Raw genomic sequence first — 21,105 nt, 5'->3', positions numbered from 1 at the left:
GTCATGGCGACGAGCCGGAGCACCATCGGCGAGCTATTGGACGACATGCCGGTAGGGCGGGCACATCGCAGGGTCATCGTCGTTGTGGGCCTGGGCCTGTTCTTCGAGATGTACGAGATCTTCCTGTCCAGCACCATGAGTACCGCCCTGCGGCACGAATTCGGCGTGCGCGGCACGGTGCTCAAGCTGGTGCTGGCCTCGGCCTTCGTCGGAATGTTTCTTGGCGCAGCGTTTTTCGGGCGACTGGCTGACCGGATCGGACGCCGCAAAGCGTTTCTGCTTGGGCTGGGCTGGTTTTCGGCGTTCTCACTGGCCGGTGCTTTCGCCCCGTCTCCGGCGGTGCTGGTGGTCACCCGGTTCCTGGCCGGCGTGGGCGTCGGCGCGGTGTATCCGGTTGCCGACTCCTATCTTGCCGATGTGCTGCCGAAGGCGCGCCGCGGCCGGCTGGCCGCCGCCGCTTACACGTGCTCTTACCTCGCCGTACCGTTCGCCGGGTTTTTGTCGGTTTGGCTGACCGGGCACTCGCCGCTCGGTGTCGCGGGTTGGCGTTGGCTGCTGGCCATCGGCGCGGCGGGCGCCGCGATCGTCTACGCGCTCAACCGATGGCTGCCCGAGTCCCCCCGCTGGCTTGCCGACGCGGGACGTTTCGACGAGGCGCAGCAAGCGTTGGCCAAGTTCACCGCTGGATCGAATATGACTGGCGTGCAGAGCAATTCGGATAGCCCACACGGTGCCGTAGTACGGCCCGGCCCTCGTCGGTCCGCCATGACGCTCTTGCGGAATGCGCCGTACAACCGCCGACTGGTGATGCTGGTGCTATTCCACCTGTTCCAGACCTTCGGCTATTACGGGTTCGGCACCCTGTCCGCGCTGGTGCTGGTGCATCGCGGCTACCCCATCACCTCGTCGATGCTGTTCAGCGCGCTGTCGTTCATCGGGTATCCGGTCGGATCGGTGATGGCTATCCCGCTGATGGCGAGGTTCGAACGCAAATTCCTGCTGGTCGGCTCGATCGTGGCGGTCGGTGCTTTCGGTCTGATGTTCGCGACCCAGTCGTCGGTGCTGCTGATTGTCCTGTTCGGCTTCTTGACCACCGCGACCAGCAATGTCTTCTCCAACGTCTACCACGTGTACCAGGCGGAGATTTTCCCGACGGCGGTGCGCGCCACCGCGGTCGGTTGGACCTATTCATTGTCCCGGTTGTCCAGCGGCGCATCGCCATTCGTTCTCATACCGGTTCTCGACCGCTACGGCGCCGCCGCGATGTTCGCCGTCGTCGCGGTCGCGTTGGGCATCGCGATCATCGCGGTGCTCGCCTTGGGCCCGCGCACGTCGCGACGCAGCGTCGATGAGATCAACCCGGAATGCGAACCCGCACACCGGCGTTCGCTGCTCGACACCGACCCGGTGAGGCGGATCGATGATTGACTTCGGGGCGTTACCGCCGGAGATCAACTCGGGACGAATGTATACCGGCGCGGGCTCGGCGCCGATGGTGGCCGCGGCCGCGGCCTGGCACGGCCTGGCGGCCGAATTGACGTCGAGCGCGTCCGGCTACTCGTCGGTGACTGCCGAGTTGACCACCTCCCAATGGCTGGGCGAGACATCGCAATTGATGATGGCCGGTGTCGCCCCCTTCGTCGCGTGGTTGAGCGACGCCGCGGTCTTGGCCGACGAAGCGGGCACGCAGGCCAGTGGCACGGCGGCGGCGTATGAGGCCGCTTTCGCGATGACGGTCCCGCCGACCGTGATCGCCGCGAACCGCGCGTTGCTGGCGTCGCTTGTGGCGACGAACTTCTTCGGCCAGAACACCGCGGCGATCGCGGCGACCGAGGCCCAATATGCCGAAATGTGGGCCCAAGACGCCGCCGCCATGTACACCTACGCCGGCTCCGCGGCGACCGCCTCGCAACTGGCCCCCTTCACCGAGCCGACCCAGACCACCGAGCAAGCCGGACTGGCCCAACAGCAGGCCGCGGTCGCCCAGGCCGCGGCCACGGCGGCGGGGACCGGTGAATCGTCGGCGACGCAGACATCGCTCACCGACATGGTCAATAGCCTGGCCAATCAGATCAAAGGCCTGCTGTTCGGTCCGCTGGACGTCACCTTCTGGCCGATGACCTATCTGGGATCTCTGATTTTCTCGCAGATCGGGGTGCTGTGGCCCGAGCACGCCGCCGCCGCGGCCGCACCCGCCTTATCCGCAGCGCCGGCACTCGTCGCGCCGGTCGGCATCGGCGCCGGGACGGTCTCGGCGAACTTGGCTTCGGCGACCAAGATCGGTCCGCTATCGGTTCCGGCGAGCTGGGCGGCGACGGCACCCAGAGCGGCGGAGCAATCGATCGTGCAAAGCCTTGGAGTCGACGGCATCGGCGGGCCGTCGAACGGACCCGAAACAGCGCTGCGCCAAATTGTGCCGAGCCGCGGCAGACGAGACCGCGGCGGCCTGCCGCCCCGCGAATACGGATTCCGTCCCAGATTCACCGCTCGTCCACCGTCTGCCGGATAACGCCACGGCCCGGTACCGAAATCTCGAAAATCGTTATGCCGAGACCTGATTGAGGAAGGAGACCACATGTCATTCGTTACTACCCAACCAGAGGCGCTTGCCGCAGCCGCCGCTGCATTGCGGGCCATCGGCGCCGCGGTGGCGGCTCAGAATGCGGCGGCGGCGGCGCCGACGACCGGGGTGGTTCCCGCGGCGGCAGACGAGGTGTCGATACTGACCGCCGCGCAGTTCGTCGCCCATGCACAGCTCTATCAGCAGGTCAGTGCGCAGGCGACGGCGATTCACGAGATGTTCGTCAACACATTGCAGCTCAGCTCGGGATCGTATGCGGCCACCGAGGCCGCCAACGCGGTCGCAGCCGGCTGAGAGGCTCCTGGTGCTCAACTTTGGCGCGTTACCCCCGGAGGTCAACTCGGGGCTGATGTACGCGGGCGCGGGCGCGACGTCGATGCTGGGGGCGGCTTCCGGTTGGAATACACTTGCCGCCGAGTTGAATTCGGCCGCCATGGCCTACCACCGGGCGGTGACCGCATTGACCGGTGAGGAATGGTTGGGGCAGGCCTCGACGGCAATGGCGGAAGCGGTCACCCCGTTCGTGGAATGGATGAGGACCACCGCGGCCCAGGCTGAACAGGCGGCCACCCAGGCCGCCGCGAGCGCGACGGCATTTGAGACCGCGTTCGCTTCGGTGGTACCGCCGCCGGTGATCGCGGCCAACCGCGTCACTCTGATGCAGCTGCTGTCCACCAACCTGCTGGGCCAAAACACCGCGGCCATAGCAGCTTTGGAAGCGCAGTACGGCGAGATGTGGGCAACCGATGCGGCCGCGATGTACACGTACGCGGGCAGATCGGCGAGCATCTCGGCTATGAAGCCGTTCGCGCAGCCACCCCAGACGACGAACCCGGCCGGTACGGCCAGCCAAACGGGCGCGGTCACCGCCGCAACCGGCACGTCGGCGGGTAGCACCCAAAACGCGTTGCGCGGCGCGATAAACAAGATCCCCGCCACGTTGCAACGTCTGGCCAGCGGCACCCCGGCCGCCGATCCGCCGGCCCCGGCGTCGGATCCGGTGAAGGACGCGCTGTCCTCGGGTCTGCTGGGATACCTGGGCGATATTTTCACCTTCTACGCCCCGTTTTCCACCACGTTCTACAACACCGAGGGCCTGCCCTTCTTCGCCACGGGCATCGCCAACACCTTTGTGTCGATCGCGAAAGCCACGGGCGCCCTCGGCGGTGCCGCGAACGCGGCCGCCCCGGCGGTCGTCCCCCCGCCGCCGGTGGCCGGCCTGGCGTCGATCGGCGGTGGCGCCCCGGTCGCCGGAACGCTGGGCAACGCGGTCTCCGTCGGGCGTTTGTCGGTCCCGCCGGTCTGGGCGGGGAACACGCTGGCGGATGCGCCGCACCTCGGGGCGACCCTGCCGCCGGTCAGCAATATCAGGGAGGCCGCGGACGCGCGGCCCGCGAACATCCTTGGCGGCATGCCGCTCGGCGGCGCCGGGGCGGGTGACGGTGGAGCCGGCAGGGGACCGCGATACGGGATGCGCCCTACCGTCATCCCGCGTCCGCCGGCCGCCGGCTAGCGCCCCGTCGCGCAATGGCAACGCCGACTCAATACGGGAGGCGGCCGCCCAGCGTGCGTGTCACCTGGTCGGCCGCGCCGACGACGTTGTCGGCCCACCGCTCGGCGAGCTCAGGCGAGAACCGGAAGCTGGGTCCGCTGATCATCAGCGCACCCAACACGTGACCGCGTGCATCGAACACCGGCGCCGCGACACCGGTGGCGCCCTCATCGCGTTCGCCGCTGGTGATCGCAAAGCCCATCCGCCGTGCTTCTTCGACGTTGGCGCGCAACACATCTGGATCGGTCACCGTCGCGTCGGTGAACCGGGCCAAGCCGGACTCCAGCACTTCCCGCAGCGCATCGTCGTCCCAGGCCATCAGGACCCGTCCCGCCGATCCGACGTGTAGCGGCACGATCTTGCCGACGTGCATCTCGCGGCGGATCCCATGGCGCGTCTCGGCGATAGCGACGCAAACCCGGAACGGACCTTCGCGACGGAAGAAGCAGGCCGTCTCTCCGCTCGCGTCGCGCAGCGACTCCAGCGCCGGTGATACCGCCTCCAGGAGGCCCATGCTGCTGGCGACCGGAGCCGCCCAGTACGCGACCCGGGCCCCGATCCGGAACCGATCGCCAACCCGATCAAGGAATTCCTCGGCCACCAGGTTGGCCACCAGCCGTTGCACCGTCGACGTCGGATAGCCGGTGCGGGCGCGAATCTCGCTGAGGGTCAATTCGGGCTCAGAGAGCGTGAAGGCGTCCATGATCCCGCGGATCTTCGCCAAGACCAGCAACGGCTTGATGCCCGCGGACAGCGGTCGCGACGACGGCGTCCGCGGCGGAATGTCCAGATCGTCAGCCTCGCTCATTCGTCCATTGTCTCGGTAATGGTTTGACCGCACCCCTCGAATGCGGATTTGGCACCGTCGCCGCAGGCCAAGCTGCAGCGACCGCGCGACTCGTATAGTCGAGCGGGGGTCGGGGTTTGAACAGGAGGACAAGTGGCAGGTCGACCACTGCAATGCTTCGAAGTCGTCGGTACCGAACAACTCACACGGCACATGGTGCGGATAGTGCTCGGGAGCAAGGATTTTGACGCCTTCGTGCCGAGCAAGTTCACCGACTCCTACGTCAAGCTGGTGTTCGTCGCCGACGACGTCGACGTGGCCGGGTTGCCCGAGCCGCTGACCCTCGACAGCTTCGCCGACCTGCCACCGGAGAAAAAGCCGTCGGTGCGGACCCTCACCGTGCGCCGCGTCGACGTCGACAAGCGCCAGATCACGCTGGACATCGTGGTGCACGGCGAGCATGGCATGGCGGGGCAGTGGGCGTCGACGGCCCAGCCCGGCCAGCCGATCTACCTGATGGGCCCGGGCGGCGCATACACCCCGGACCCGGCCGCCGACTGGCACCTGCTGGCCGGCGACGAATCGGCGCTGCCGGCCATCGCCGCGGCCCTCGAGGCGTTGCCCCCCGGCGCCGTCGGCAAGGCGTTCATCGAGGTCGCGGGCCCAGAAGACGAGATCGCTCTGAGCGCCCCCGAAGGCGTCGAGGTGCACTGGGTGTACCGCGGTGGGCGTGCCGACCTGGTGCCCGAGGACCGTGCCGGCGATCACGCGCCGCTGATCGAGGCGGTCAAGAGCGCCCCGTGGCTGCCGGGACAGGTGCACGTCTTCATCCACGGCGAGGCCCAGGCCGTCATGCACAATCTGCGGCCCTACATCCGCAAAGAGCGTGGCGTGGACGCCAAGTGGGCATCGTCGATCTCGGGCTACTGGCGCCGCGGCCGCACCGAAGAGACGTTCCGGCAGTGGAAGAAAGAGCTGGCGCAGGCCGAGTCGGCGAACTCGTCAGCCTGACGGCCGCCTGGCATTGTCTGTTCCATGGCATTCGGCGATTACCAGAACGAGATCTACTTCAAGGGACTGGGCGGGGTGGCGCCCGCGCTGCCGATGGCGTTCGCGGAGCTGGAGGCCCGCGCCGAACGGGCCATGTCACCGTCGGTGTGGAGCTACGTCACCGGCGGCGCCGGCGACGAACGCACGCAGCGGGCCAATCGCGAAGCCTTCGATCGCTGGGGCCTGATACCACGAATGTTCGTCGGCGCCGCCGCGCGTGACCTGTCGGTGGAGCTGTTCGGGCTGACCCTGCCGTCGCCGGTGTTCATGGCACCGATCGGCGTCATCGGCATCTGCGCCCAGGACGGCCACGGCGACCTGGCCACCGCACGCGCGGCCGCGGCCACCGGCGTCCCGATGATGGTCTCCACCCTGACCACCGACCCGATGGAGGACGTCGCCGCGCAGTTCGGTGACACCCCCGGCTTCTTCCAGCTGTACACGCCGAAGGATCGCGACCTGGCCGCCAGCCTCGTGCAGCGGGCCGAGGCCGCCGGCTACCAGGGCATCATCGTCACCCTGGACACCTGGATTCCGGGATGGCGCCCGCGCGACCTCACCACGGCCAACTTTCCCCAGCTGCGGGGGCTCTGCCTGAGCAACTACACCAGCGACCCGGTCTTTCGCGCCGCCCTGCAGCGCCCGCCGGAAGAGGACCCGCAAGGCACCGTCCTGCAGTGGGTGACCACCTTCGGGAACCCGCTGACCTGGGACGACCTCGGGTGGCTGCGGTCGCTGACCGACCTGCCGCTGATCATCAAGGGCATCTGTCACCCCGACGACGCCCGGCGCGCCAGGGACGGCGGCGTCGACGGCATCTACTGCTCCACCCACGGCGGGCGCCAGGCCAACGGGGGCCTGCCCGCGCTGGCGTGCCTGCCGGGGGTCGTCGAAGCGGCCGACGGGCTGCCGGTGCTGTTCGATTCGGGCATCCGCAGCGGCGCCGACGTCGTCAAGGCGCTCGCGCTGGGCGCCACGGCGGTGGGCATCGGCCGGCCGTACGCCTATGGCCTGGCGCTCGGGGGAGTCGACGGCATCGTGCACGTGCTGCGCTCGATCCTGGCCGAGGCCGACCTCATCATGGCCGTCGACGGCTATCCCACGCTCAAAGATCTCACCCCGGACACGCTTCGGCGCGTCGACTAGAGCGCCCACCTGCTCCCTGCGACCGTGGGGGAGTGCAGGCGATCCTCGAAGAGTTCGACGAGTACCTGGAGTTGCAGTGCGGGCGCTCGGCGCACACCCGCCGCGCCTACCTCGGTGACCTGCGCTCGCTGCTCGCCTTCATCGGCGACCGCGGCGCGGGTCTGGACGGGCTCAGCCTGCCGCTGCTGCGCTCGTGGTTGTCCGCCGCGGCCGCGGCCGGCGTCGCCCGCACGACGCTGGCCCGGCGCACCTCGGCCGTCAAGGCCTTCACCGCGTGGGCGCTGCGCCGCGGCCTGCTCAGCGCCGATCCCGCCGCCCGGCTGCAGGTCCCCAAGGCGCACCGCACCCTGCCCGCGGTACTGCGCCAGGATCAGGCCGCCGACGCCATGGCCGCCGCCAAATCCGGTGCGCAGCAGGGTGATCCGCTGGCACTGCGGGACCGGCTGATCGTCGAGATGTTGTACGCCACCGGGATCCGGGTCAGCGAGCTGTGTGGCCTGGACATCGACGACGTCGACACCCACCATCGCCTGGTTCGCGTGCTGGGCAAGGGCAACAAGCAGCGCAGCGCGCCGTTCGGCCGGCCCGCCGCCGAGGCGCTCGACGCGTGGCTGGCCGACGGGCGTCCCGCCCTGGCCAACGCGGAGTCGGGTCCGGCGCTGCTGCTGGGCACGCGGGGCCGCCGCCTCGACGTCCGCCAGGCGCGCACGGTGGTGCACCAGACGGTCGCGGCGGTGGACGGCGCTCCGGACCTCGGACCGCACGGCCTGCGGCACAGCGCGGCCACGCATCTCCTCGAGGGCGGGGCCGACCTGCGCGTGGTTCAGGAGCTGCTCGGGCACTCCAGTCTGGCGACGACCCAGCTCTACACCCACGTCGCGGTGTCCCGGCTGCGCGCGGTGCACGACCAGGCCCATCCCCGGGCCTGAGCCGCCTCACGGCTGCAGCGGTTTGAGCCGGATCGGCGTGGATTCCAGCAGGCCGAGCGGATCGACATAGCGCGCGCCCGAGGCCGGCCCCCACATCGCGCCCCAATGCAGGCACGCCCCTCCAGCTCGAGAGGCCGGACACCCGGGGTGCCCGGCGACCAGCTCACCGATCACGGTCGCGGCCGTCACCGGCTGACCGACCCGCACACTCGCCCGGACCGGCTCGTAACTGGTGTGCAACCCGCCCGGGTGGGCCAGCGACACCACGGGCCGTCCGGCCAGCGACCCGGCGAACACCACCGTCGCGGTGCCCGCGGCGTACACCGGCTGGCCCGCCGCCCCGGCCAGGTCCACGCCCCGGTGTCCGGGATGCCAGTCCTGGGCCGGGGCGTCGAATCCCCGGACGACGGCCGGCGGCGGGCGCAGCGGCCACTGCAGGCGATCCGCAGCGGCAACCGCCGGCACCGCGCTGACCAGGCCCGCACACAACAGCAGCGCACTCCACCGCATCCAGGCAGTTCAGCGGGTCCCGAACGGCCGGTCCAGCCGAGTCCCGCCGGGTCTGTGCAGGAGCGGCCCGGTTGGGGAAGCGTGGTAAAAGCACCTGCTGAGTCGGTGTAAACTGCTGGTCGCAGCTCGTTCGCGGGCTGACTTCGCGCGTCTGCATCGCGTCTCTGGTTCCACGAGGAGTTCGCAATCGCATGCCGGGCGGTCCCGACCGGGTTTTCCCGGCTGGGTCCGGCATCGCAGCAGCCGCCAGGGCCCGGCCTCACCCGATGCCAGGCGACAACCGACACAAGTTAAGGCACAACCATGGCCGTCGTAACCATGAAGCAGCTGCTCGACAGCGGCACCCACTTCGGGCACCAGACCCGTCGCTGGAATCCCAAGATGAAGCGGTTCATCTTCACCGACCGCAACGGCATCTACATCATCGACCTGCAGCAGACGCTGACCTTCATCGACCAGGCGTACGAGTTCGTCAAAGAGACGGTCGCGCATGGTGGCAGCATCCTGTTCGTCGGCACCAAGAAGCAGGCGCAGGAGTCCGTCGCCGCCGAGGCGACCCGCGTCGGCATGCCCTACGTCAACCAGCGCTGGCTGGGCGGCATGCTGACCAACTTCTCCACCGTGCACAAGCGGCTGCAGCGCCTCAAGGAGCTCGAGGCGATGGAGCAGACCGGTGGCTTCGAGGGCCGCACCAAGAAGGAAATCTTGATGCTGACCCGCGAGAAGAACAAGCTCGAGCGCAGCCTCGGCGGTATCCGCGACATGGCCAAGGTGCCGTCGGCCATCTGGGTCGTCGACACCAACAAGGAGCACCTCGCGGTTGCGGAGGCTCGCAAGCTGAACATCCCGATCATTGCGATCCTGGACACCAACTGCGACCCCGACGAGGTCGACTACCCGATCCCGGGCAACGACGACGCGATCCGTTCGGCCGCGTTGCTGACCAAGGTGATCGCCTCCGCCGTCGCCGAGGGCCTGCAGGCCCGCGCCGGGGTCGGCCGTGGTGACGGCAAGCCCGAGGCGGAAGCCGCCGAGCCGCTCGCCGAATGGGAGCAGGAGCTGCTGGCGTCCGCTACCACCACCGCCCCCACCGACGCCGCTGCGGGCACCCCGGAATCAACAACTGACCCCTCTTAGGAAGGCTGAACATTGGCGAACTTCACCGCTGCCGACGTCAAGCGGCTTCGGGAACTCACCGGTGCCGGCATGCTCGACTGCAAGAACGCGCTGGCCGAAAGCGACGGCGACTTCGACAAGGCCGTCGAGGCGCTGCGGATCAAGGGCGCCAAGGACGTCGGCAAGCGTGCCGAGCGTGCGACGGCCGAAGGTCTGGTCGCGGCCCAGGGCGGCGCGCTGATCGAGCTGAACAGCGAGACCGACTTCGTCGCCAAGAACGCGGAGTTCCAGGCGCTGGCCGACCAGATCGTGGCGGCGGCCGTGTCGTCGAAGGCTAAGGACATCGACGAGCTCAAGGCTTCTTCTATTGACCAAGCCTCGGGCACGAAGACCGTCGAGCAGGCCATCGCGGAGCTGTCGGCCAAGATCGGCGAGAAGCTGGAGCTGCGCCGCGTCGCGAACTTTGACGGCACCGTCGAGACCTACCTGCACCGGCGGGCGGCCGATTTGCCGCCCGCGGTCGGCGTGCTGGTCGAATACCAGGGCTCGGACACCGAGGCGGCGCACGCCGTCGCGCTGCAGATCGCCGCGCTCAAGGCCCGCTACCTCTCGCGCGAGGACGTGCCCGAGGACGTGGTGGCCAGCGAGCGCCGCATCGCCGAGGAAACCGCCAAGGCGGAGGGCAAGCCGGAGCAGGCCCTGCCCAAGATCGTCGAGGGCCGGCTGAACGGCTTCTTCAAGGACGCGGTGCTGCTCGAGCAGCCGTCGGTGTCCGATAGCAAGAAGACCGTCAAGGCGCTGCTCGAGGACGCCGGTGTCACCGTCACGCGCTTCGTTCGCTTCGAGGTGGGTCAGGCCTGATCGAGGCCTGACCGCCCCGGCCGCGGACAAGCCGGGAAACCTCCCGGTCGGCAGGGTGCGCGGGTTAGCGTCAGTGCTATGCGACACGTGCACGCGTTCGGCGACGATGCCCTTGGCGATCTGGACGCGGTCGGCCTGGCCGACGCCCTTCGGTCCGGCCGGGTGGGCCGGGCCGAGGTCATCGAGGCCGCGATCGCCCGCACCGAGGCCGTCGACCCGCTGCTGAATGGCTTGGCGTACGCGGCTTTTGACCAAGCGCGGGCCGGCGCGGCGGCCCCGGTGGCGGGCTACTTCGGCGGCGTCCCGACGTTCATCAAGGACAACATCGACGTCGCCGGGCAGCCTTCGATGCACGGCACCGATGCGTGGGCGCGCCGCAATGCCGTCGCCGACAGCGTGTTCACTCAGCTCTATCTCGCCACCGGGCTGACCTCGGTGGGCAAGACGCAGCTGTCGGAATTCGGCTTCAGCGCGTCGGCCGAACACCCTCGCCTGGGCCCGGTCCGCAACCCGTGGGACACCGACTACACCGCCGGAGCGTCGTCGTCGGGATCGGGTGCCTTCGTCGCCGCCGGCGTGGTGCCCATGGCGCACGCCAACGACGGCGGCGGCTCGATCCGAATTCCGGCCGCCTGCAACGGGTTGGTCGGGCTCAAACCGTCGCGCGGGCGGTTGCCCCTGGACGCGACGCTGCGCCGGATGCCGGTGGGCGTCGTCGTCAACGGGGTGGTGTCCCGTTCGGTGCGCGACACCGCGGCCTTCTACCGCGAGGCCGAACGCATCTGGCGCAACCCCAAGCTGGCACCGATCGGCGACGTCACCGGGCCCGGCCGGCAGCGCTTGCGGATCGCGGTGCTCACCCGTTCGATACAGCGCGAGTGCAGCCCGCAGGTGCGCGAGCTGACGCTGAAGTCCGCGGGCCTGCTCGAGGAGCTGGGCCACCGGGTCGAACACGTCGACCAGCCCCCGGTCGCGGCCAGTTTCGTCGACGACTTCGTGTTGTATTGGGGTTTCCTGGCGCTGGGCCAGGTGAGCGGCGGGCGACACATGTTCGGTGAGACGTTCGATCGCAGCAAGCTCGACAGCCTGACGCTGGGTCTGCTCCGGCACACCAGCCGCAACCTGCACCGCCTACCGGCGGCGATCATGCGGCTGCGCCGGGCGCGCCGGCGCACCGCGCGATTCGCCCGCACTTACGACGCGGTGCTCACGCCGACCGTCGCCGACGAGACGCCGCGCATCGGGTTCCTGGCGCCGACCGATTACCGGCAGGTGATCAGCCGGCTGATCGACTGGGTGTCGTTCACCCCGCTGCACAACGTCACCGGGGAACCCGCGATCTCGCTGCCGCTGGCCCAGTCCGCCGACGGCATGCCGGTGGGCATGATGCTGTCGGCCGATATGGGTCAGGAAGCGCTGCTGCTCGAATTGGCCTACGAGCTCGAAGAGGCGCGGCCATGGGCGCGCATCCAGGCCGCCGGGTGATCCGGCTTCGCCGCGCTTGCGATCGCCGCTAGTGCTAGTCGGAGCCGAGTTTCTCGAGCATCCTTTTGAATTCGCGCTGCTGGGTTTCGGTGAGCTTGCTCAGGATGCGGGCGTCGGCACCGCGGACCGCTCCTTCGGCGCGCTTGAGCAGGGCGCGGCCCTGCCCGGTCAGGTTGGCCGGCAGCGCCCGCCCGGAGGACACCGACGACGGGCGCGCCACCGCCCCGACTTCCTCCAGCTTGCGCAGCACGGTGTTCATCGCCTGCGGGGTGACGTTGGTGTGGCGAGACAATTCGGCGCTCGACATTCCCGGCAACATCGAAAGAATGCGCAGGCAAACGAATTCGGGCAGGGTGAGGCCCAGCGGGCCCAACGCGGCGGCAACCTCGGGTCGCAGCACCGCGCCCACCCGGTACAGCAGGTACCCCAGCGGAGCATCGTCGGCCTGAATCATGTCAACGATATTGACATATTTCTGCCGGACCGACGCACATTGGGCAGACCGTGATTGTCCGCGCCGCAACGGGGTAACCGGTTGGCTACCAGAAAGCGCTTGTGGTACCCGAGGAGGTTCGATGCCGAAGACGACAAAGGGCGGCGCGGCAAAAAAGAGCGAATTGCCCAGCACATTGCAACGGTCCAGCGCCAAGGCCCAGCGCACGTTCGCGAAAACCCATGATGCGGCCGCCGACGAATACGGCAGCGAGGAGCGCGCCCACCGGGTGGCCTACTCCGCCGTCAAGCACAGTTTCGAGAAGGTGGGCGATCACTGGGAGCCCAAGGACAAAAAGGGCCCGTCCGACGAGCGGGCCAAGAGCGGTGGCCGGCGTCCGACCGGTCAATCGGCCGAGGGTGTCGACGCCAACGCCAGCAAAAAACACCTGCTCGACCTGGCCCGTCGGCTCGACATCGCCGGCCGGTCCAGCATGAACAAGTCGGAGTTGGTGGACGCGATCAAGAAGCACAACCGCAAGGTCCGGGGTCGCTGAGCGGCAGCGCGGACCGTGCTAGGGCGGGATGCGCCGCGGTGTAACGCTTTTCGCTAGAGGATCGGCCGGCCGCCAGTGACGGCCACCCGGGCCCCGGAGATGTAGCTCGCGTCGTCGGAGGCCAACAACACGTAGATCGCGGCGAGTTCGGCCGGCTGACCCGCGCGCCCGAGGGGCACGTTGTCCCCGAAGGATTCCACGCTGTCCGGCGGCATCGTCGACGGGATCAGGGGCGTCCAGATCGGTCCGGGTGCCACGCTGTTGACGCGAATCCCCTTGTCGCCCAGAAGCTGGGCCAAGCTGGCCGAGAAATTCGCGATCGCCGCCTTCGTCGCCGCGTACGGCGCCAGGGTCGGGTTGGGACTATCGGAATTCACCGACGAGCTGCCGATGATCGACGAGCCCGGGCGCATGTGCGGCACGGCGGCCTTGGCGAGGTAGAAGTACGCACCGATGTTGAGCCGGAACGTGTACTCCCACTCCTCGTCGCTGATCTCGTCGAGACTCTTGTGCATCATCTGAAAGGCGGCGTTGTTGACCAGGATGTCCACGCCGCCCAACTCCTGCACCGCGCGGTCCACCACGGCGCGGCAGTGCGCGGCATCGGAGAGGTCGCCGGGCACCAACACGCAGTTGCGACCGGCATTGGTGACGTAACGGGCGACGTCACGCGCGTCGTCGTCCTCGTTGAGGTAGGCGATCAACACGTCAGCGCCCTCGCGCGCAAAGGCGATCGCGACGGCGCGCCCGATGCCGCTATCGCCGCCGGTGATGATCGCCTTTTTGCCCAGCAGTTTTCCCGAGCCCTGGTAACTGTTTTCACCACAGTCGGGAATCGGGTCCATCTGCGCCTGTACGCCAGGAACGGATTGTTGCTGCGCCACGAAGCCCATGCCATTTCCTTTACCGATTCGAAGTTTGTTGTGTGATTGACGTTTCGGGCAGGCCGAGCATCTTGCCGGTTTTAACGGTGCACCGCTTTATCAGTCGCGCTGCGCCGGGCCCGCCGTCGGAACATCGGGGTCGTCGTCGGCGGGCGGCTCCGGATCGCGCCATTCCTCGCTGCGACTGGATCGATTGCCGCGAATCGTGCCCTCCAGTTCCTCCTTGAGCGCGTCGTCCTCGCGTGAGCCGTGCTTGGAGTTTCCGCGTTGCACCTAACTGCCCCCTTTGCGGCTGTCTCGGCTTGCGCCCCCGACATTTGCCAGACGCGGGCCTCAGCGCACCGGTTACCCCTCAGCACCCGGACTAATCACCGTGCCGAATGTGAATGATGGTGCAGCTGTTATCAACTGAGGCTGAAGGTGCTCCCCGCGAAAGCAACAATTTTGCGTCTCTAACCGGGCAATTTGGCTAACGGGGCGAACGTCGGTGTTTAAAGCGGAAGTCGGTTGGCTATTTGCTGCTTATATCGTCATGCCCTTCCGGGGGGCAATTGTTCGACACGAAAGGAATGGACAATGAAGGTCACCAAGACTGCCGTCGCGACAGCTGCCGCTGCCGGGGGGATAGCGGTGGCGAGCGTCTTCGCAGCGACGCCCGCGGCCGCCGCGCCCAACATTCAGGGGTTCGGCACCAGCGAACAACTGGTGGACGGGCCGCTGATCACCAACTACACGGTCAGCAACCTGCAGCCCAGCAATGTCACGATTCCCGGGTACACGCCGAAAGGCACGCTGTACCAGGCCGACATCAGCGCCAGGTCGGACGGTGGGCTGGTCACCCCGATGGTCAACGACTTCATCGCCCGCGGGCCCAACGGCCAGAACTACCGCGTGATCGACAAGGTGGGGGCGCCCAACGGGCTCAACCCGGCGCCGATCGCGCCGGGCAACGAGTCGACCGGCACGCTGTACTTCGACGTGACCGGCGCGCCGCCGAACGGCGTCGTCTACAACGACGGCAACCAGGACGTCCTGATCTGGACGTCCAACGTCGAGGGTGGCGCGGCGCCGGGTGCGCCGAACAGCCCGGCACCGGGTGCGCCGCCGGCGCCTGCACCCGCACCCGCGGCACACGCCTGATCTGAGTAAATCTCCCCGCGCCACACCGCCGTGGCGCGGGGAGATTTGCATTGAGGGGAATCGTGCGCGCTCGAATCGGGTATGCGACTACTCATGAGTAACCCGGATCACAGGCCGGCGCCGGTGCGTGCCCAGGCGAAGCGGAACGCCGAGCAAGCCCGCGCGGCCATGGAAGAACGACGCAGCAAGCAAACCGGCGGGGTGAGCGGTTGGGTGGCCGAACGCGCGGGGAGATGGGATCTGTCCGGTCAGGACGAGACCGCCCTGCAGCGCCAGAAGTATCTGTGGAATGTGCTGGTGGACTACTGGTTTCGCATGGAGATCGACGGTTGGGAGAACATCCCCGAGTCGCCACCGGCGCTGTTGGTGGGGATTCATTCCGGGGCGCCGTTCGTGTGGGACGCGTGGACCGTCGGTCTGCAATGGTGGCGGCGGTTCGGACAGGAGCGCACCCTGCACGGGACCGCCCACGATGCATTGATGGCGATTCCGTTGTTCGGGCGCTACTTCCGGTCCATGGGCGTTTTGCCGGCCGCCCCCGACGCGATCGCGACCGCCCTGGCAGAGGGGCGTGACGTGGCGTTGTGGCCCGGCGGGGAAGTGGATTCGCTGCGCCCGTGGACCGAGCGCGATCAGGCCAACCTGGCGGGGCGGACCGGCTTCGTCAAGATGGCGATCCGGGCCGGGGTGCCGATCGTGCCCATCGCCACCGTGGGCGGCGCCGACGCGATGCCGGTGCTGATCCGCGGGGACCGGCTGTCGAAAGCTCTGCGCCTGGATAAGATCCTGCGGCTCAAGGTGTTCCCGTTGGCCGTCTCGTTGCCGTGGGGTATCGCGCCGGCGGCGCTGCCGCAGCTGCCCCTGCCGGCCAAGATCCGCACCCGCTTCATGCCCGCGGTCGAACTCGACAACGATCCCGCGAAGGCTGACGACGACCAATACGTCGAACGCAAATACCATGAGGTGCAACACGCCATCCAGGACGGGATGAATGCGCTGGCGCGCAAGCGCGCGTTCCCCTTATTCGGCTGACCAGGCACGGAAGCGCTGCAGCGCAGCTAATTACGGCCGTTAGGGTCAGCCTGCCCGCGTTCCGTTGAGGTGGAGACCGGCGTCGGCGACGATCCATTCGGGTTGCGGCGGCGTCGCCGCCCGGTAGCCGACACCTCGCACGGTGTCGACCAGGAATTGGTGCCGGGCGCCGAGCTTGGTGCGCAACCGCCGGATGTGCACGTCGACGGTGCGCACCTTGCCGGTGCTGTCATAACCCCACACTTCCTGCATCAGCCGGGTCCGGGTGAACGCCTGACCGGCATGCTGCACAAGGAAATTCAGCAGTTTGAACTCGGTGAGGGTCAGACACAGATCCTGGCCGTCCAGCGACGCGGTGAAACTGGCCGGATGCAGGACCAGGTCGCCGAACTTCAGCGTGCCGTCGATCACGCTGCGGCGCCGCCCGATCGCCAGCCGGAACCGCGCCTGCAACTCCTCGGCACAGGTGCCGGGCAGCATCACGTCGTCGAAATTGCAGTCGACGTCGACCGCCGCACAGTCCGCCGGCGCCACCAGGGCGACCACCGCGGTGGCGGGGTTGTCGGTCGTGAGGCGATGACTGACCGCCTGGGCCAGCGCCACGTTGCTGCGCGCGTCGATGATCGCGACGTCCGCGGTAGCGAGATGCCCGTCGGTCTCGGCCGTCAGGGCGATGCGGCGAATCGGTTGGGCGAACGCGGCCAAGTCCGGCAGGGCCGATTCGAAATCGTCCTCGTCGGTGAGCACCACCACGTCCAACAGCATCTCCAAACCTCGTCACGTCCCGGCTTCCCCCCCGGTCCGTAGGCACCTCTGTGGAGATGTCTTACAGCGCTACGCCTGGATACCCGTCCCGCCGAAAACTATGCAAAGCTATGCAACCTCAGGCTTTTCACCGGCCGAACCTGCCGGAAAGAAAGACGATGGGCCCGACCCGTTTTCACGGATCGGGCCCATCGTTCACAGCCCTGTTACTGGTTGTCCTTCTGGCGCTCCTCGGCCGCCTTGGCGCCACCGCGCGCGGCTTCCGCCTCGGCTTCCTTCTTCGCTGCGTCGCGCTGCGCGTCGGCCTTGTCCTGCTGCGCCTGGCCCTCGCGGGTCAGGTCATCACGACCCGCCACCGCGCCGACGGCCTCCTTGGCCTTTCCTTTGGCGTCCTCGACGACGCCCTTGACAGCTTCGGCAGGTCCCGACTTGTTTTCTTCAGCCATGGAAAGTGTTCCTCCTCGTTGGCGTACTCTGAGCGATCCACGCTCAACGGCGATCGCGAGCGATCAACCCGGTCATACGGCGAGGCTGGTCCTCGTTGCTTGAGACCGCGTAATTCTGCCGCGTTGTTGCGGGTTCCCATGCCATGCATCGCTCAAACGCGGGGCAACGGCGGCATCGGCGTGGACGAATTCCGGTACCTGGAGACTCGAAAATTGGTCCGGCACGCCAACTATGCGCATAATGCACCCCGCCGACGTCGCATTGTGCTGCGATGAGGCAGGATGTGAAATGCCGTTCCGGATGGAGATCGCCCGGGATGGCACTCTCATGCGAGGAGTCTGATGACGGAGTCCAGGGACCCCCAAGTCGCCGGCGCGGCGGCTGGAAGGCCGGAGCCGACAACCGCCAGCAACGGCATACCGAAATCCGCACCGGACAACGGCCTGGTTGGCGGCCAGTCCCCGAGCCGGGCCAGGTACTCGCGAGTGCTGCTCAAGCTCGGCGGTGAGATGTTCGGCGGCGGGCAGGTCGGCCTGGACCCGGACGTGGTGGCGCGGGTGGCCCGGCAGATCGCCGAGGTGGTCCGCGGCGGTGTGCAGGTGGCCGTCGTCATCGGCGGTGGCAACTTCTTTCGGGGCGCGCAGCTTCAGCAGCGCGGCATGGAACGCACCCGGTCGGACTACATGGGCATGTTGGGCACCGTCATGAACAGCCTTGCGCTGCAAGACTTTCTGGAGAAGGAAGGCATCGTCACCCGCGTCCAGACCGCGATCACCATGGGCCAGGTGGCCGAGCCCTACCTGCCGCTGCGCGCCGTGCGTCACCTGGAACAGGGGCCCATGGTGATCTTCGGGGCCGGCATGGGACTGCCGTACTTCTCCACCGACACGACGGCCGCGCAGCGCGCCCTGGAGATCGGCGCCGAGGTGGTCCTGATGGCCAAGGCCGTCGACGGCGTGTTCTCCGCGGATCCGCGGCAGCATCCCGACGCCGAATTGATCGCCGCGATCAGCCACCGCGAGGTCATCGACCGGGGGTTACGAGTGGCCGATGCCACCGCGTTCAGCCTGTGCATGGACAATGGCATGCCGATCCTGGTGTTCAACCTGCTGACCAATGGCAATATCGCCCGGGCGGTCGCTGGTGAGAAGATCGGGACTCTGGTCACCACCTGAACCGAAGACGCGATGATCTGCGCTTGCGAGGATCCGCAACGCAGCTGAGGAGGAGCGGCGCACATGATTGACGAGGCTCTCTTCGACGCGGAAGAGAAAATGGAGAAAGCCGTAGCGGTCGCCCGCGACGACCTGTCGACCATCCGAACCGGGCGGGCCAACCCCGGCATGTTCTCGCGGATCGTGATCGACTACTACGGCTCGGCCACGCCCATCACCCAACTGGCCAGTATCAACGTGCCCGAGGCGCGCCTGGTCGTCATCAAGCCCTACGAGGCCAGCCAGGTCGGCGCGATCGAGACGGCGATCCGCAACTCCGACCTGGGCGTCAACCCCACCAACGACGGCACCCTGATCCGGGTGGCGGTCCCGCAGCTCACCGAGGAACGCCGCCGCGAGCTGGTCAAACAGGCCAAGGGCAAGGGCGAGGACGCCAAGGTCTCGGTGCGCAACATCCGCCGCAAGGCGATGGAGGAGCTGCACCGCATTCGCAAGGACGGCGAGGCCGGCGAGGACGAGGTCGGCCGGGCCGAAAAGGACCTGGACAAGACCACCCACCAGTACATCACCCAGATCGAAGAGCTGGTCAAGCACAAAGAAGGCGAACTGCTGGAGGTCTGACGACCGCTCAGCAGCTAAGTTCATCCAGGCCAGTGGCAACCCCAGAACCCGGCGCAGGCAACCCGCCCGACAATCGGGCGCGCGCCGCCAAGAAGACGAGCGCGCAGCCGGCCAAGAAGACGTCCCGGGCCGGACGCGACCTGCGCGCCGCCATCGCGGTGGGAGCCGGGATCGGCGGTGTGCTGATCGTCACGCTGGTGTTCGCCCCGCGGTTCTGGGTTCCCATCGTCGCGCTCGCCATCATGGTGGCCACCCACGAAGTGGTGCGGCGATTGCGCGAAGCCGGCTACGTCATCCCGGTCATCCCGTTGCTGGCCGGCGGCCAGCTCACCGTCTGGCTGACCTGGCCATTCCACGCCGCGGGCGCCCTGGCCGGCTTCGGCATCACCGTGGTGGTCTGCAACGTGTGGCGGCTGTTCATGCAGGACAACACCAAACGGCCCGAGCCGTTCGACGGGTCGCCGTCGGCCAACTACCTCCGGGACGCCTCGGCGACGGTGTTCCTGGCCGCCTGGGTGCCGCTGTTCGCCTCCTTCGGCGTGCTGCTGGTCTACCCGCACGACGGCGCCGGACGGGTGTTCTGCCTGATGATCACCGTCGTCGCCTCCGACACCGGCGGGTATGCCGTGGGGGCGCTACTCGGCAAGCACCCGATGGTTCCGGCGATCAGCCCCAAGAAGTCGTGGGAGGGGTTCGCCGGATCGTTGGTGTTCGGGATCACCGCGGCGACGCTGACCGCGACTTTGCTGGCCCACAAACCATGGTGGATCGGCGCGTTGCTGGGCGTCATCCTGGTGCTGACCTGCACGTTGGGGGATCTGGTGGAGTCTCAGGTCAAGCGCGACCTCGGCATCAAGGACATGGGACGGCTGCTGCCCGGCCACGGCGGACTGATGGATCGGCTCGACGGCGTCCTGCCCTCGGCGGTCGCCGCCTGGACGGTGCTGACCCTCGTTCCCTAGGCCGGTCCGGTCGAGAGGCGATACTGGACAGGTCATGGTTGCACAACTGGTTTTCTCCGAGCCGCGTCCCGGCAGGCCGCCGCGGCACCTGGCCGACCTCGACGAGGACGGTCGCACGGCCGCCGTCACCGAGCTGGGCCTGCCGGCGTTTCGCGCCAAGCAGCTGGCGCATCAGTACTACGCGCGGCTGATCGCCGACCCGCGGCAGATGACCGACCTGCCGGCGGGCCTGCGCGACGCCCTCGCCGAGACGATGTTCCCGATCCTGCTCACCGCGGCCGCCGAGGTGACCTGCGACGCAGGCCAGACGCGAAAGACGTTGTGGCGGGCCCTCGATGGGGTCACCGTCGAGTCGGTGCTGATGCGTTACCCGCAACGCAACACGGTGTGCATTTCGTCGCAGGCCGGTTGCGGCATGGCGTGTCCGTTCTGCGCGACCGGTCAGGGCGGGCTGACTCGCAACCTGTCGACGGCGGAGATCCTCGAGCAGGTCCGCGCCGGCGCCGCAGCCCTGCGCGACGACTTCGGGGACCGGCTGTCCAACGTGGTGTTCATGGGCATGGGGGAGCCGCTGGCCAATTACGCCCGCGTGGTGGCCGCGGTGCGGCGCATCACCGCCGCGCCGCCCCACGGTTTCGGCATCTCGGCCCGTTCGGTGACCGTGTCGACGGTGGGGCTGGCGCCCGCCATCCGCAAGCTCGCCGACGAACGGCTCGGGGTGACGTTGGCGCTGTCGCTGCACGCGCCCGACGACGAACTGCGCGACACCCTGGTGCCGGTGAACAACCGGTGGAAGATCACCGAAGCCCTCGACGCCGCGCGGTATTACGCCGACGTCACGGGCAGGCGGGTGTCGGTGGAGTACGCGTTGATCCGCGACGTCAACGATCAGCCTTGGCGCGCAGACCTTTTGGGGCAGCGGCTGCATCGCGCGCTCGGCCCGCTGGTGCACGTGAACCTGATTCCACTCAACCCCACCCCGGGTAGTGAGTGGGACGCCAGCCCCAAGCCGGTCGAGCGGGAGTTCGTCCGGCGCGTCCGCGCCAAAGGCGTTTCCTGCACGGTGCGCGACA

The 21,105-nt window shown here is 68.1% G+C and carries 23 protein-coding genes and 1 pseudogene; 17 read left to right on the top strand and 7 right to left on the bottom strand.

What is annotated here, in order from left to right:
- The first annotated feature begins 3 nt into the window (after window positions 1-3).
- From A9W96_RS28285 to A9W96_RS28270, 4 genes are all read left to right on the top strand, one after another.
- On the top strand, window positions 4-1,428 hold the full coding sequence (locus A9W96_RS28285) for an MFS transporter (protein ID WP_067144523.1): 1,425 nt from the start codon (window positions 4-6) through the stop codon (window positions 1,426-1,428).
- On the top strand, window positions 1,421-2,509 hold the full coding sequence (locus A9W96_RS28280) for a PPE family protein (protein ID WP_067144522.1): 1,089 nt from the start codon (window positions 1,421-1,423) through the stop codon (window positions 2,507-2,509). The genes A9W96_RS28285 and A9W96_RS28280 overlap by 8 nt, the downstream gene beginning before the upstream one ends.
- 66 nt (window positions 2,510-2,575) lie before the next feature.
- Window positions 2,576-2,875, top strand: coding sequence for a PE family protein (locus tag A9W96_RS28275; RefSeq protein ID WP_067144521.1), 300 nt, complete (start codon window positions 2,576-2,578; stop codon window positions 2,873-2,875).
- Complete coding sequence (locus A9W96_RS28270; RefSeq protein WP_067144520.1) at window positions 2,835-4,094, top strand: PPE family protein; 1,260 nt, start codon at window positions 2,835-2,837, stop codon at window positions 4,092-4,094. Before A9W96_RS28275 ends, A9W96_RS28270 begins: the two co-directional genes overlap by 41 nt.
- A gap of 28 nt (window positions 4,095-4,122) precedes the next feature.
- Here A9W96_RS28270 and A9W96_RS28265 read toward each other — a convergent pair whose 3' ends face one another.
- Window positions 4,123-4,941, bottom strand: coding sequence for an IclR family transcriptional regulator (locus tag A9W96_RS28265; RefSeq protein WP_067020031.1), 819 nt, complete (start codon window positions 4,939-4,941; stop codon window positions 4,123-4,125).
- A gap of 132 nt (window positions 4,942-5,073) precedes the next feature.
- On the opposite strand from A9W96_RS28265, the gene A9W96_RS28260 reads away from it, so the two are divergent.
- From A9W96_RS28260 to A9W96_RS28250, 3 genes are read left to right on the top strand one after another with little or no spacing between them, the layout of a single operon-like run.
- Window positions 5,074-5,931, top strand: a complete 858-nt coding sequence (locus A9W96_RS28260; protein ID WP_066878133.1) for a siderophore-interacting protein — start codon at window positions 5,074-5,076, stop codon at window positions 5,929-5,931.
- A 24-nt stretch (window positions 5,932-5,955) separates the two neighbouring features.
- Window positions 5,956-7,116, top strand: coding sequence for a lactate 2-monooxygenase (locus A9W96_RS28255; protein WP_066870204.1), 1,161 nt, complete (start codon window positions 5,956-5,958; stop codon window positions 7,114-7,116).
- A gap of 32 nt (window positions 7,117-7,148) precedes the next feature.
- Window positions 7,149-8,045 (top strand): tyrosine recombinase XerC, encoded by an 897-nt coding sequence (locus A9W96_RS28250; RefSeq protein ID WP_067144519.1) that lies wholly within the window; start codon window positions 7,149-7,151, stop codon window positions 8,043-8,045.
- Between the two features lie 15 nt (window positions 8,046-8,060).
- Here A9W96_RS28250 and A9W96_RS28245 read toward each other — a convergent pair.
- Window positions 8,061-8,555, bottom strand: a pseudogene (locus A9W96_RS28245) (M23 family metallopeptidase); the annotation flags it as partial.
- 303 nt (window positions 8,556-8,858) lie between these two features.
- Here A9W96_RS28245 and rpsB point away from each other — a divergent pair.
- From rpsB to A9W96_RS28230, 3 genes are all read left to right on the top strand, one after another.
- Window positions 8,859-9,692 (top strand): 30S ribosomal protein S2, encoded by an 834-nt coding sequence (rpsB, locus tag A9W96_RS28240; RefSeq protein ID WP_066870213.1) that lies wholly within the window; start codon window positions 8,859-8,861, stop codon window positions 9,690-9,692.
- Window positions 9,693-9,704: 12 nt separating this feature from the next.
- The gene (gene tsf, locus A9W96_RS28235) at window positions 9,705-10,532 is read left to right on the top strand and encodes a translation elongation factor Ts (protein ID WP_066870216.1); all 828 of its coding nucleotides are present in this window, start codon (window positions 9,705-9,707) and stop codon (window positions 10,530-10,532) included.
- Between the two features lie 78 nt (window positions 10,533-10,610).
- Window positions 10,611-12,017 (top strand): amidase, encoded by a 1,407-nt coding sequence (locus tag A9W96_RS28230; RefSeq protein WP_067144518.1) that lies wholly within the window; start codon window positions 10,611-10,613, stop codon window positions 12,015-12,017.
- A gap of 34 nt (window positions 12,018-12,051) precedes the next feature.
- Here the strand turns inward: A9W96_RS28230 and A9W96_RS28225 are convergent, their stop codons facing one another.
- Window positions 12,052-12,471, bottom strand: coding sequence for a MarR family winged helix-turn-helix transcriptional regulator (locus A9W96_RS28225; protein WP_067144517.1), 420 nt, complete (start codon window positions 12,469-12,471; stop codon window positions 12,052-12,054).
- A gap of 121 nt (window positions 12,472-12,592) precedes the next feature.
- Here A9W96_RS28225 and A9W96_RS28220 point away from each other — a divergent pair, with 121 nt between their 5' ends.
- A complete protein-coding gene (locus tag A9W96_RS28220) occupies window positions 12,593-13,006 on the top strand; it encodes a ChaB family protein (protein WP_067144516.1) in 414 nt (137 codons plus the stop codon).
- 53 nt (window positions 13,007-13,059) lie between these two features.
- Here the strand turns inward: A9W96_RS28220 and A9W96_RS28215 are convergent, their stop codons facing one another.
- Together A9W96_RS28215 and A9W96_RS32415 are read right to left on the bottom strand one after the other, a co-directional pair.
- A complete protein-coding gene (locus tag A9W96_RS28215) occupies window positions 13,060-13,899 on the bottom strand; it encodes an SDR family oxidoreductase (protein ID WP_066870228.1) in 840 nt (279 codons plus the stop codon).
- A 90-nt stretch (window positions 13,900-13,989) separates the two neighbouring features.
- Window positions 13,990-14,163, bottom strand: a complete 174-nt coding sequence (locus A9W96_RS32415; RefSeq protein WP_197499689.1) for a hypothetical protein — start codon at window positions 14,161-14,163, stop codon at window positions 13,990-13,992.
- A 303-nt stretch (window positions 14,164-14,466) separates the two neighbouring features.
- Here A9W96_RS32415 and A9W96_RS28210 point away from each other — a divergent pair, with 303 nt between their 5' ends.
- The gene (locus A9W96_RS28210; protein ID WP_067144515.1) at window positions 14,467-15,030 is read left to right on the top strand and encodes an MPT63 family protein; all 564 of its coding nucleotides are present in this window, start codon (window positions 14,467-14,469) and stop codon (window positions 15,028-15,030) included.
- Between the two features lie 93 nt (window positions 15,031-15,123).
- Complete coding sequence (locus tag A9W96_RS28205) at window positions 15,124-16,062, top strand: lysophospholipid acyltransferase family protein (RefSeq protein ID WP_067144514.1); 939 nt, start codon at window positions 15,124-15,126, stop codon at window positions 16,060-16,062.
- A 45-nt stretch (window positions 16,063-16,107) separates the two neighbouring features.
- Here the strand turns inward: A9W96_RS28205 and A9W96_RS28200 are convergent, their stop codons facing one another.
- Window positions 16,108-16,827, bottom strand: a complete 720-nt coding sequence (locus A9W96_RS28200) for a response regulator transcription factor (protein ID WP_067144513.1) — start codon at window positions 16,825-16,827, stop codon at window positions 16,108-16,110.
- A gap of 206 nt (window positions 16,828-17,033) precedes the next feature.
- Entirely contained in the window at window positions 17,034-17,273 is a 240-nt protein-coding gene (locus A9W96_RS28195) for a general stress protein CsbD (RefSeq protein ID WP_066870241.1), read from the bottom strand.
- 342 nt (window positions 17,274-17,615) lie between these two features.
- On the opposite strand from A9W96_RS28195, the gene pyrH reads away from it, so the two are divergent.
- The 4 genes from pyrH to rlmN all read left to right on the top strand — a co-directional run.
- On the top strand, window positions 17,616-18,449 hold the full coding sequence (gene pyrH, locus A9W96_RS28190; protein WP_067144512.1) for a UMP kinase: 834 nt from the start codon (window positions 17,616-17,618) through the stop codon (window positions 18,447-18,449).
- A 63-nt stretch (window positions 18,450-18,512) separates the two neighbouring features.
- Window positions 18,513-19,070, top strand: a complete 558-nt coding sequence (gene frr / locus A9W96_RS28185) for a ribosome recycling factor (RefSeq protein ID WP_066870247.1) — start codon at window positions 18,513-18,515, stop codon at window positions 19,068-19,070.
- Between the two features lie 32 nt (window positions 19,071-19,102).
- Window positions 19,103-20,032, top strand: a complete 930-nt coding sequence (locus A9W96_RS28180) for a phosphatidate cytidylyltransferase (RefSeq protein WP_067144511.1) — start codon at window positions 19,103-19,105, stop codon at window positions 20,030-20,032.
- 34 nt (window positions 20,033-20,066) lie between these two features.
- Window positions 20,067-21,105: 23S rRNA (adenine(2503)-C(2))-methyltransferase RlmN (rlmN, locus tag A9W96_RS28175; RefSeq protein ID WP_067144510.1), on the top strand; the 1,039-nt coding region annotated here is incomplete at its 3' end.

Source organism: Mycobacterium sp. 1245852.3 (genome assembly GCF_001669335.1).
Taxonomy (GTDB): domain Bacteria; phylum Actinomycetota; class Actinomycetes; order Mycobacteriales; family Mycobacteriaceae; genus Mycobacterium; species Mycobacterium europaeum_A.
This window is presented reverse-complemented; position numbering and strand designations above follow the sequence as displayed.